This is a genomic window from Rhodanobacter sp. A1T4, from assembly GCF_014207185.1.
Taxonomy (GTDB): domain Bacteria; phylum Pseudomonadota; class Gammaproteobacteria; order Xanthomonadales; family Rhodanobacteraceae; genus Rhodanobacter.
This window is the reverse complement of sequence record NZ_JACHCP010000008.1, coordinates 219,953-232,420: the sequence shown is the minus strand read 5'-3', so window position 1 is coordinate 232,420 and position 12,468 is coordinate 219,953. Positions and strand designations below refer to the sequence as shown.

Genomic DNA, 12,468 nt, shown 5'->3' with positions numbered 1-12,468 from the left:
CGACATATGCCGTTTCTATGCATTCCGTTTCCATCTAGCGTAGCTCTTCGCTGACTATGGCGACGTCGGCGCTTACCGCTCCGACCATCATGCCGTCGTCATCGGTGAACGTGATTCCATAAAATGACTTGCCTGCGACATCGACAGGTTTCCTGCATCCAAATGGCCCGACTTGCGTACGATCAACATCGCGAGTTCCAATGATTGCTCGTAGTTGAGCCGCGGATCGACCATCGATTTATATGCTCGGGCAAGGTCGGTTTCATTGAGATCGCGCGCACCGCCGATGCATTCGGTGACTGCTTCGCCAGTAAGCTCCAGGTGCACACCGCCCAATCGGGTTCCTTCCGCGGCATGGATGTCGAACGCTTGTTCCAGCTCGCCACGAATATTGTCGAAGCGACGCGTTTTGTAGCCATTCGACGTGCTTTCGGTGTTGCCGTGCATCGGATCGGCCACCCAAAGAACGCGCCTTCCTGCACTCTGCACGGCGCGCAGCAGAGGTGGCAACCCGCTGGCAATTTGCGCATAGCCCATGCGATGAATAAGGGTCAGACGTCCTGGTTCGTCGCCCGGATTGAGTACGTCAATCAGCCGCAGCAGCGCGTCAGGCTCCATCGAAGGTCCAACCTTCACAGCGATCGGGTTGCGTATGCCGCGAAAATATTCGGTATGAGCACCGTCTAGGGCCGCCGTACGCATGCCGATCCAAGGAAAGTGCGTGGACAGATTGAACCAGCCGTGGTGACGCGGCACCTGGCGGGTCATGGTCTGCTCGTAGTGCAATAGCAAAGCCTCGTGGGACGTGAAGAAATCCACGCGTGCACAACCATCAATGGGTCCCGCCAGCGTTTCCATGAAGCGCAGCGAGTCGCCGATATTCACGACCATATGGCGATACTCGGCCGCCAGCGGCGCATGTTCGACCCAGGCTAGCTCCCAGTATTCCGGATGACGTAAATCAGCAAAGCCGCCATCGACCAGAGCACGCACAAAGTTCATGGTCAGGGCCGAATGCGCATGCGCCTGCGTCAATCGTCGTGGATCAGCGAGGCGCGCCTCGGGCGTAAAAGCCAATCCGTTGACCATATCGCCGCGGAAGCTCGGTAGCGTCACGCCGTCGCGTGTCTCGCTATCGGTCGAACGCGGCTTGGCATATTGCCCGGCAAAACGCCCTACCCGCAACACGGGCATCTTGAGCCCGTGCACCAGCACCAGACTCATTTGCAGCAGTAACTTTAACCGGTTGGAAATGATCGGGCTGACGCAATCGGCAAATGCTTCCGCGCAATCGCCACCCTGTAGCAGAAAACTTCGTCCTTCCTGCGCTTCGGCCAACGCATGCTTTAAGGCTAGCACTTCATTTGAGGTCACCAGCGGCGGAAGCTGACTCAGCTTGGTGGTTACCCGAGAAAGCTCGTTCATATCTTCGTACTGCGGCTGTTGCAAAGCGACGCGCCGCTGCCATGAGTCGGGAGCCCAGTCTTTGATGGGATTCGCCCGTGGATAAGGGAAATTCGCTGCAATCGTCACGAGCCAGGCTCCCTATTCAAGTGCGCATGCTCGTCCGCGAGAATCGCAATCGGCCCGGTTCATGCGCGTAAATTTAAATAAACAAGCTACGTATCGGTCTTCATCATTTCGCTCCCCGCAATAATTTCAGCACTTCCGCGCAAGATCCTCTTCCTTTTTGATAAAGATAGTCTTGCCCGACCAGAGCTATATTTCGTTCAACTCGTCTTGGTCGCCAGATCCGGATCCAACGCCAGCTTCGGAGAAACGACTGGAACGGTCAGCATCGTGCTCACTAGCGACATGATCAACAACGCCGTAAAGGCATCATTCGAAATGATCCCCTTGTCGAGCAGGATATTCGCGAACACGATGGTGATTAGCGACTTGGTTTGTAGCAGCCAGCCGATGATCGACGCTTCGCCCTCGCCCCACTTCAAGATGCGGCCGGCAATATGCACGCCGATCAATTTGCCCAGCACCGCCGCTATCAGCAGCAAGCCGGCCACCACAAACACTGTCAAACCACCGATCGACCAATTGGTTTTCAAGCCAGTAATGAGAAAGAACACCGGCATCATCATCAACAGCACGTAATGCCGCAGCAGATCCATCTTCTTTTCATCGAACCAGCGCAGATCAATCACGGCGCCTGCCATGAATGCGCCGACCATGAAATGTAGCCCCGCCCATTCCGCGCTGAACGCAACAGTAGCCAGCCATATAATCGCCGCGAACCAGCGATCAACTTCCGATATGGCTGCCATGAGCTTGCGGAAAAGAACAGTCGCCACCCCAAAGCTCACCAGAAACAGCAACTGGGTTTTGAGTCGCTCGAGATCGAGCATGACCACCGCCAACACAGTCCAGATCAGAACATCGTCCAAACTGGCATAGCGCAGAACGCGCTGACCGATGGGCTGGCGGAGCAATTCCATCTTTTCCAAGAAAACGATCAGAATCGGCAAGGCGGTGATCGAGCAAGACATGCCTATAGCGAGCGTGAATTGCCAGGTATGCGCCTGCACTCCGATCCAGCCCGGATGCTGCGCAAGAAGAAATCCCACAATGCACCCTAGCGAAAGGGGGACGCCAAGCGCGAGGCCTGCCGTAATGCCGCTCTCGCGCCGGTAGCGCCACACATTGCTAAGATCCAGTTCCAAGCCGGCCACGAATACGAAAATCATGACAGCCCAGGACGCTATGCCGTTCAAATTCTGAATCGTGACTTCACTGAAAACCTGTCTGTAATAGTCTTTGAAATACGCCCCCAACGCGCCGGGCCCAAGCACAATCCCGGTAACGATCTGCACCACTACCATCGGGGCGAAATAGTCGGTTCGAAAATAACGCCAGATCAGGAACGGAATACTGAATATGATCAGCATCGCGATCAAGAATGCTTCTGGCTGCGTGATATGAAATGTCACAACAAACTCCTGTCAGACACCGAAGTCCAAACGCTATAGCCCCCAGGTACGGCGCACCTCTCATCGGCACGCCGCACCTATTCAATTAGCAAGGGCCGATAAGCGCCTCCAAAGAACACCAGCGGCTTGCCTTCCGTATCGCTGGAAAATTTGTCGACGATGGCGATAAGGATGTCGTGATCGCCAGCCTCCATCCTTCCCCAACTGCAGCATTCGAAATGTGCCAGCGCTCCCTTGATAAAGGGCGCGCCGTTCCCGGAGCTCGAATAATCCTCCGGGCTCATCACATGGTCTCCCGCCCTCGCATACCGATGAGATATATGTGCCTGACGATCCGATAGCACGCTTATCGAGTAGCTTTCCAGATGTGAGAAAAGTGGATAGCACAGCGATTGCTTCTTGATGCTCCACTGAATCAGGGAAGGATCCAGTGACAGAGACGAAAAGGAATTGATCGTCATGCCGATCGGTGCACCCACGTCGTTGACAGCCGACACGACGCAAACCCCGGTCGTGAAACGGCCCAAAGCATTGCGATACTGCTTCTCCTCAAGGTCCATAGCGCCACCCTTCGTATCATCGTATTCGCACGTCTGCATGCCGCTTCCGGCATGCAACCCTTGCTCGGCAGAATTACCCGATCGCCGCAAGTTCCGCCGGCTCTTCGTCATACTCATACATGTGCATGACCCTTCTCGGATGCACACCGTGCATATCGGGATCGCCGTATTTGCGGAAGTTAAACGGCTTCATGTCTTCGCGAATGAACTTGGCGAGCGCCTCGGCATCATCCTGGCTCACCACGTCGAGCTTCGAGTACTCGATGACCTTGTTGTAGATCGCCTCGAACTTCTTGACGAATTCCTTATCGCCGGCGCTCAACAGAAGATGGTTGAGGTCCATGGCCTTGCCCGCACCGCCCTTCTCCAGATAGCTCTCGGTACCCATGAAGCAGAAGAAGCAGTAGTTCTTGAAGATCTCGAAGTGCTTGAAGGTCTTGTACATGCCGTCCACCATCTTGGCGACATGGAAATATTCCGTCTTGATGGCTTTTTCGTAATCGAGCAGCAATTTTCGTTCGAAATGCTTCTTGGGGAACATCTGCGTGTGCAGGATGTCGACCAACCGGTGCACGGACATGAATGTTGCCGCCAGACCCGTGCTGAACCACGCATCCAGCCCGTAAGCGGATGCCGGCAACATCGCCCAGCGGTCTCCAGCCAGTTCCTTGTTGATAAACTGCAGCCGCTTGGTCTTGATAAACGGCATCAGGGTTTCGCGCCCTTTTAGCAGCTCCGAAACCATGGGGTACTTGTCGATGATTTCCCAGAATTCCGCGCTGGCTTCCTTATCGTTCATCGGATACAGATCAATGTCCAGATTGACGCCGACACTGGTCACCCCGTTGTCGAATGGAATGAACCATATCCAGCCACCATCGAAGCAATGATGCTGGGTCGCCCGTGATCTTGGCACCGGCGAACGATCCGCGTAGGCAGGATGCTTTTTGATGGTGTCGTCGAAGGCGCCGATATCCTTGAAATGGGTAAAGATGCACCGGCTCTTGAGCGGCGTATCCAAAGCGTCGCCTTCCAGCTTGAGATCGAATTTCCGGCCGATCACGGAATTGAAGCCGGTGGCGTCGATCACAAAGTCTGTCACGACGGTATAGCTCTCCTCGCCCTTCTTGCAGTCGAGTTCCGCGCATTCCTTCTTGAACACGATGTCTTCCACCGAGGTCTTGTCCGAGTACTCAACGCCATACTTGATGGCGATATGGACCATGCGCTCGTCTGAATAGGCACGGTTGTATTGCGCATCGACTTCCGGCGTCTGGACGATCACTTCCGGAAACGGACCGTATTGATCGGGAGTCGTCTGACCTTCCTTGTGCACAAAGTACTGGAACAATTCTTTTGGACCGCATACGACATCTTTCTGCGTAGCGATGATGCTGTCGTAGGTCGACATCTGGTCGATTTCGGGAATGTCGTACTTACGGCTGATGTACCGCATCTTCCTGCTCAGCGCCGGCGTGCCGGATTCCCCCAACGCAAATCGACGATGGGTCCCTCTCTCGATTAGCAGTACTTCGTAGCCGAGTTTTGCCAGCACCAAAGCACACGCGCTGCCGCCCATTCCACTGCCGATAACCGTGACATCATATTTCTTCATGACCAAGATCCTCGTGACGATTGGCTACACCGATCCGTCTCCGCCGCTTTGCGGCGGAGTTCCGTGATCGCGTAAATAGAGAGTCGGCTGCTACGCGGTCTGCGCTTGCGGCTCCAATTGATCGGCAGCGATCTTCCGGCCCTGCGACTCAAGCCTGCGCCGAAGAATTCCTGACAAAATACCGTCGTATACGCCAGCGCGGGCATCCAGCATGCGCATGGCGGCGGTGTAAGTCTTCTCGAAATCCGAACGAGAGCGGATATAGGGAAGGCCCGCGGCGAACCATCCATCACCGTGCGATTCATCCAATTCGCAATGCACTACGAAAAACTTGACCAGCTTCTCGCTCAATCCACGCTTGCGAAGATTCGCCAGAATCCTCCTCTGCTGCGCGGGAATCGTCAGCTCGAGTGCCCCCATACCGCCCAGGCCATACTGCAGACCATCCGCGAACCAGCAAAGGTTCATCTTGGTATTGAGCAGATGATAGGTCTCCGGATTCCAGTCGTCCTCTCGCGCACCGCCGAAGTGCTCCATCAGCGGCTCGAACAGGTTGGGATGCGCCTGCTCAAAATCGCCTTGGCCGAATTCGTCGTGCAGGTTTTCGTACAGTTCCTCGCGCATCTTGAATGGCACAAACAGACTGTATGCAGCAACATGCAGATGGAAACGCTGCATGTTCACTCGATAGTTCGACAAAAAGTAGCGAATTTCCTCATCGCTTAAATCATTTTTGTCGAAATAGACAAACAATTCGTGATCGGTGACACGATGCTCGTGAATTCGAGCCTTGAGCCATTCGATGAACTCTTCCGCGTCGACGATGTGCGCCGGAATATGCGCCTTGGGGGCCATTTCTTTTTCGACATTCTCAATTAGGGAGCGAATCTTCCATTCCAGCTCGCCTCGCGGGGTGCCCAAGGCAAAACCTTCCGACATCAACTTGATGTTGAGATGGAATAAGGTTTCCTGCAGCGCGCCCCACAGGGGAGATCTTTTATTGGAGAGAGCCTCCCTAACGATCCCGTCGACTTCGCCGATATATCCTAACGATCGCATCACGTCGAATTTTGCTTGCGGATAGCTGGCCAACTGTTTCATATATAGTCCTTAATAGAAATGAAATAGGGGGAGATAAGCAGCGATTTGACGTCAAACCACTCCCAGCTTGGCCGTCTGTCGCTTCATGACTTCGTCTTTCAATACGCCTTTAATGACTTTTCCCGTCGCTGTCTTCGGAATAACAGCCTCCAGCACAAGGCCGGGAACCTTGAAATCGGGGAGATTCTTCCTGCAATGATCCAAGATCGCCTGTTCATCGACTTCCGCATGGACAGCGCGCTCGTAAAATAAAATTATTATTGGCTTTTGCCCCTCACCGTCCATGCCGACGACGGCCACGTCCTTGATGCCGGGGAGCTGGCTTGCTACGTTTTCGATTTCAACTGATGAAATGTTTTCCCATCCATAGGGTGTTTCTACGTAGATCAAATCCTTCATGCGATCCTTTATTTCCAGATAACCATCCGGATGCACCACCGCCATGTCGCCGCTATGGAACCATCCATCCTTAAAGGCATTTTCCGTTGCACGCAGATTGTCGAAATAACCTTGCGCAACGGTGTTGCCAGCCATCAGCACCTCGCCCAGCGTTTCGCCATCCCATGCCACATCGCGCATGTTCTGATCGACAACCCGAAGACCGATGCCTGCATGAATCCCTGCGATACCCTGGCGTATACGCAGCTTCATTTGACGCTCCTGGGGTAGGTAATCCCATTCGTCGCGCGCCTCGCAAACGACAAAAGGTCCGCAGGTTTCATTCAAGCCGTACTGGTGAATTAGATCGACGCCTAGTCCCTTCATGGCTTTGATGAGGTGCGGTGTCGGGCTGGCGCCGCCGGTCAAGACCGTCACCCCGTGCAGTATCGACGCGTTGAACATCTCGTCCGTCAGATGGCGTACCAGCCGCGGCGAACCTGCAAGATGCGTAACATGATTCGACATAATGCCGTGCTTCAGCGAAGCCGGCGTCAGCTGGATCGCATGCTCGTCAACAATTTGCCTTGCACCCACAGCGACCGCGGCCCACATATGTCCCCAGCCATTGACGTGGAACATTGGTAGCGACCAGTAGTACACCGATGACGAAACCAGGTTCATCATCATCACTTCGCCCAAGGCATGCAGGTAGGCCGCGCGGTGGCTGTAAATCACCCCTTTCGGATCGCCCGTTGTTCCCGACGTGAAGTTGATGGCGATCGGATCGTTTTCCGAACGAATGTATCGATCGAGCGGGATAACGGAATCGTACCTATGCTGCTCGACGTCGAAACACCGCGATTTGGTGTCGATATCATTTGGTTCCGACGACGCGTCAAGCAACACCACGATGTGACTGGACAATTCCTTAAACAGCTCGCGATGCTGACGAACAAGTGAACCGCTCGCCAGGATCACGCGTGCTCCGCTGTAGAGAATCTGCTTGCGGATGTCCTGCGAGGGAAGCCACGGATTGAAGGAGACAATGATGCCGCCGACCGCAGGAATGGCGTAATGAGCTTCGATGGATCGCGTGGAATTATGGGTAAGAAGCCCCACCCGGTGACCATATTCGATACCCAGGCTTCGCAATAGCGCGGCCATGCGGCGGGCACGCAGCAACAGTTCTCCAAAACTGATATCGCCATTACCGGACGTCACTGCGACCTTATCTGATAGATAACGGCCGCATCGCTCCAGGAATGTAACCGGAGTCAAATTCACAAAGGAGTGCGTATTCTTCACGTCGTTTCCTCTCGATCCATCAAATAGAAAAAACTCTTCGAATAGCGATTATTCGGTGCTATCTAGGTAATTTTCCGGCGATCGTCCTTACGCCTTCCGCGGCGCATGCTTCATCCTTATCGCCACCGGGAGCACCGCCGACACCCAGCGCAGCGACGATCGCGCCATTCGCCTTAATCGCGACCGCTCCGGGCAATAAAGCGATGTTGGGGATGGTTAAAAAGGACGGCTCGCTCGGCTTTCCGTTGAAGGCGGCGGCAGCCTGGGAGCTGGTGTCAAATTTAAACACCGGCCCCAGCGTCACGACCGTATAAGCCTTGCGGAACGCGGTGTCCTTGGTGTGAACCGTGCTGCCGTCGCTCCTCAACAGGACGCGCATCTCACCGCTCATATCGACCACAGCGGCACCAACGTGATATCCGCGCGCTGCGCAATATTCAACCGCCCCTTGCGCCGCTTGTAACGCAAGATTCAACGGGAGCTCATATTGCTGCTGTGCATGTACTTCGCCACCGAGCGCGCATAGGGCTACCGCCAACCATACCAATCGATTCATTTGCCACCTCTAAAAAATAACGGCTTATTTGACGAGCAATGACATCTTATGAAGAGCATGACGATGGAACAGACCGCTACGCGCTTAAAACGGATCCGTACTTGCATCGATCGATTCGATAAATTTCACCAACACAGCCTGTGCTTTGGGATCGAATAGCGAATCCGTTTGTGCCGACAATCCTGCACTGCGATGATTGACATCGGAAACAACACATCTCAGCGTTTCGCAGGCTCCGTTGTGGTAATACGGCTGTAGGTTGTAAGTCCCCAGGATGGACGAGATGCTGTAGCCCGATCCCTTGCCGTCGCCGTTGAAATCGAAGCCAAGTGCCTTCAACCCGCCCGAATCCGTCTCGACACCGCCAATCGCTGGATAGCCTTCGATTGCATTGCCGGAACCGGTGACGTTCAAGTTGTACGAATTGATACTTTTCAAGTATCGGTACAGGAACTGCGATTGATTGGCGCCAGTGGACGCGGCCTCCGTCTCGATATCGCTATCAGCCGGCGGTGAGATGAAATCCTTGGAACTTGCGCTCCACTTACCACTGGAATGACAACTGCTGCATCTGGCGCGCTGAAAAAGTTGCCGGCCCGCGGCGATATCCGCTTCGTCGACACCGCCAGCCGGATCGCCGCCGCGCATCAACAACTCCTGCTTCGTCAGCGGGCGGTTGGGAGTACGAATGCCGTAATGCTGCCATTCTTTCATTGCATCCAGTCCCGGCACTTCGACCGTGCTGCCCGGCAACTCCACCGTCGGCTGGGGTCGGCCCGCATTCGGCACCGAGAAAGCCGTCATGATGCACGGAGCTTCGGCAAAGTCGTGCCACTGGCCGATGACTAATCCATGGTCGGGATCGATCGTGCTTTCGGTAACGGACGGATAACCCGGCGTCACCACGCAAGGCAAAGCTTCGGTCAACGGACCGGGACCCGAGACATTCCGCGTATTGAAGTCGGCGTCCTGCACTTCGTCGAAGATTGCCGAAGCGTCGATGATGCGCTGATCAAGCGGATTTCTTGGATTAAATGTGCCATTGAGAGCCAGGGTTTTTCGCGGGCCGGTATTGAATTGCCAGATCACTCCATCAGTCAGTCCTACCGGATGGCAGCTCGCGCAGCTCTGCCGCCCTTTCTCGGACATGCGATTCCTGCTTGATCCAATTCCTGAGGGATTGACGAAGTTGCCGCGCGAAGAAAAGAACAACTCCGCGCCGACCAGTATTTTCTCGGCTTCCGAACCCGGCGTCGGCAGGCTTTCTGTTTGAATAACCTTAACGACTTTGTCGGCATCGAGATCGACCACCGACACATTGCGCGAGACATAATTCAGCACGTAGGCAAGACGGCCCGCTTTATTGATTACCAGGCCGATCGGATTCTTGCCAGCATTCTCGCCGCTGGTTGCCAGCACATCTGGATCATTGAGATCGACATAACGGGTGGTTGTGCCATTGACGGTAAAGCCAAGCGCACCGTTATCGAGCACTCGCAGCTTCACTAGCAGATCGCTGCCGCCGGAAGCCACATAGGCATAGCCGCCACCGCTCTGCGTGGTAAAGGCAATCGCATCCAGGTTGGCGAAATAAAGCTCTTGCTTGCCGGACTCGGGAACCCTGCCACCCAAGTGAAGATTAAGGTCGCCATCGTCGCCAGGCTTGCCTTCAACGTTATCAATCGCGTTAACGAAAGCCTGCGTGTCGGTCTTATAATACAAAGGACCTGAAGGAGACGCCGCAATATTGGGAAGATATGCGGCCTGTCCACGTATCACGATGCTGTGCAGCTGATTAGGGAACGCGTAGGTAGCATTCCCTTTCGTATCAAGAAAGCCGCTGTTCTGTGGCGCCATGCGGACGACCACCGGATTTGCCAACGCAGTCGCCGCTGTGCTCCAGGTGTCCATGCTTAGTCGGCATACGACGCCCTCTTTCCCCATATCGTCGCGCTGCACGCCACCGGTGGAGGTGAACGATAGGTAGCGCGTAACTAACAGATAGCGGCTGTCCCCTGTGATGGCCAGCGCACCCGGCTGAAAGTGCCTTTCATGATTGGGTTGATTGCACGCACTGTTTCTCAGGTCGTAAGTACCCAGGATGCGTTGGTCTTTGGCATCGATCCAGGTGATGGTGTCTTGGCTGCGGTTTGCGACCAACACTCTTTTGCCGTCGGGCGAGACCACGACGCTTCTCGGTTCCGACCCGGTTGTCAGTCTGCCGTCCTGAGCTGCGCTCCGATCCAACGCAGCGAAAAATCGATTCGGGTCGGCATTAATCACTTTGATCACGGAAATCGTGCCATCGGCAGCGTTGGCCACATAGGCGTATCGTCCATCAGGCGATACGGCTACGCTCCTAGGGTCCCTGCCTACCGCAATTGTTGCAATCACTCGCTGGGTGTCGGTACGAACGACTGTTACGCTATCGAAGTCCGAATTCACCGACCACAGAAACAAGTCGTCCGAACTAAGTGCTATCGGACTCGAATAACTCGACTTCAAGCCACCGAGGTCAGTTGAGCGGGAGCTCTGTGCATAAGCCGAAAACACCATCGCATGCAACGCAACGCCTAACAACAGCAACGCATAGCGGCTGACTTTATGCACAACACTCATATATGCGTGAAACATATGGCCAATCCCTTTAAGCCGAATAAGTTTTAAATGCCTGCATATCATCCAGCGAGCCCCTCCCGCCATGCATGGCAATACGTGCCTGCGCCTTGCGCAACCATCACCGCGGTGTTCGGCTTTTATATAGCCCCCACAAACCCTCAGCTTCGGACGAAGTCGTCATTATTCCGAATGACTATCAATCCCTGCCTCGAATAACCAAAAAATTCCGCGCGCCATCTGCGAATCATGCTGCCATGATCCGTATTATTAAGATTTACATATGAAACGACACAAACATCACCGGTTACTAATATGTTACCGCCGGATCAGCTAGGCAACTTACATAAATATGCTACTCAAAAAGCATTACAGATTAATAAAAAAAAGAAACGATTTGGATTGCATTACATAATTCTCGATGTTACGATCGAATTACATGAAACGCATCAGTTCACTATTTCAAATAGAGCACACCTACAGAGTGCTTAAGGTGCAGCCTATGGCGCATAGAACGAGGCTTACCGCTCTTCAGCAACCATTTTTCGAACGCAATAAAAGCACCACCATCCCAATGAATGGGAAAATCCAACAAATCCATCCCCGTCGATGGCCGTTGAAGCCATCCACTAATTTTCCATAGCAACATAACTATCGTTATCCGATCTTACATAACGATAGTTATGCTGTCAACAATATCTACGACTGAATCTACAGCGATTTGCAAGCCATGGATTATAGAGACGAACAAAAGAAGTTGACGCGTCAGCGCATTGTGGACGCCGCAGGTCGCGGTTTTCGCAGAGGCGGCTACGGCGGCATCGGCGTGGATGGGCTGGCGAAAGAAGCTGGCATGACCTCCGGTGCGTTCTACGTACACTTCGATTCGAAGAAAGCGGCATTCCGGGAATCGATGCTCTTGGGGATCGCCGAGTTGCACGATGGCGTGAAATATCTGCAAGCCGAGCACGGTGCCGCGTGGTGGCCCGAGTTCGTGCGCTACTACCTGAGCGTCAAGCGCACCTGCGACCTTTCTGATAGCTGCGCCTTGCAAAGCTTGCCGCCGGAAGTCGCCCGACTAGACGACTCGCTGCGCGAAGAATTCGAAGCCGGCCTGCGCCGCATTGCCAAGACCATCGTGGAAGGCCCTTCGTCACCGATGACACCTGCAGACGAAGATGCTGCTTGCGCGGCCCTGGCCTTGCTCACCGGCGCCGTCACTCTGGCTCGCGCCGTTGCCAGCGAGGATCTAGCCGAAAAGATCGCGCAAGGCGCTCTGCGCGTACTGCTGCCGACATCGGCAAAGAAGAAATTAGTGGCGGCGAAGAAGAAAAAGAAATAATCGACTCGCTGCTTTTATCCTTAAGTATTGCGCCTGCGTAAGCTGGGTTA

The 12,468-nt window shown here is 54.3% G+C and carries 9 protein-coding genes; 1 reads left to right on the top strand and 8 read right to left on the bottom strand.

Annotated elements, in window-relative coordinates; all coding sequences use genetic code 11:
- Nucleotides 1–87: 87 nt before the first annotated feature.
- From HDE80_RS17110 to HDE80_RS17075, 8 genes are all read right to left on the bottom strand, one after another.
- On the bottom strand, nucleotides 88–1,527 hold the full coding sequence (locus HDE80_RS17110) for a 3-deoxy-7-phosphoheptulonate synthase class II (RefSeq protein ID WP_184672974.1): 1,440 nt from the start codon (nucleotides 1,525–1,527) through the stop codon (nucleotides 88–90).
- 203 nt (nucleotides 1,528–1,730) lie between these two features.
- A complete protein-coding gene (locus tag HDE80_RS17105; protein ID WP_345776473.1) occupies nucleotides 1,731–2,942 on the bottom strand; it encodes a cation:proton antiporter in 1,212 nt (403 codons plus the stop codon).
- 77 nt (nucleotides 2,943–3,019) lie between these two features.
- Nucleotides 3,020–3,541: a flavin reductase family protein gene (locus tag HDE80_RS17100; protein WP_184604406.1), complete on the bottom strand. Its 522-nt coding sequence runs from the start codon at nucleotides 3,539–3,541 to the stop codon at nucleotides 3,020–3,022.
- Between the two features lie 34 nt (nucleotides 3,542–3,575).
- Entirely contained in the window at nucleotides 3,576–5,117 is a 1,542-nt protein-coding gene (locus tag HDE80_RS17095) for a tryptophan 7-halogenase (RefSeq protein ID WP_184672903.1), read from the bottom strand.
- 90 nt (nucleotides 5,118–5,207) lie between these two features.
- On the bottom strand, nucleotides 5,208–6,218 hold the full coding sequence (locus HDE80_RS17090) for an iron-containing redox enzyme family protein (protein ID WP_184604403.1): 1,011 nt from the start codon (nucleotides 6,216–6,218) through the stop codon (nucleotides 5,208–5,210).
- Nucleotides 6,219–6,269: 51 nt separating this feature from the next.
- Nucleotides 6,270–7,904 carry an AMP-binding protein gene (locus HDE80_RS17085; protein ID WP_184672901.1) on the bottom strand — a complete coding sequence of 545 codons (1,635 nt, stop codon included), beginning with the start codon at nucleotides 7,902–7,904 and terminating at the stop codon, nucleotides 6,270–6,272.
- A gap of 58 nt (nucleotides 7,905–7,962) precedes the next feature.
- The gene (locus HDE80_RS17080; RefSeq protein WP_184604399.1) at nucleotides 7,963–8,460 is read right to left on the bottom strand and encodes a heme-binding protein; all 498 of its coding nucleotides are present in this window, start codon (nucleotides 8,458–8,460) and stop codon (nucleotides 7,963–7,965) included.
- Nucleotides 8,461–8,544: 84 nt separating this feature from the next.
- Nucleotides 8,545–11,016 carry a beta-propeller fold lactonase family protein gene (locus tag HDE80_RS17075; protein ID WP_255483897.1) on the bottom strand — a complete coding sequence of 824 codons (2,472 nt, stop codon included), beginning with the start codon at nucleotides 11,014–11,016 and terminating at the stop codon, nucleotides 8,545–8,547.
- A gap of 790 nt (nucleotides 11,017–11,806) precedes the next feature.
- Between HDE80_RS17075 and HDE80_RS17070 the strand changes: the two genes are divergently transcribed.
- Nucleotides 11,807–12,418 (top strand): TetR/AcrR family transcriptional regulator, encoded by a 612-nt coding sequence (locus HDE80_RS17070; RefSeq protein ID WP_184672897.1) that lies wholly within the window; start codon nucleotides 11,807–11,809, stop codon nucleotides 12,416–12,418.
- Nucleotides 12,419–12,468 lie beyond the last annotated feature (50 nt).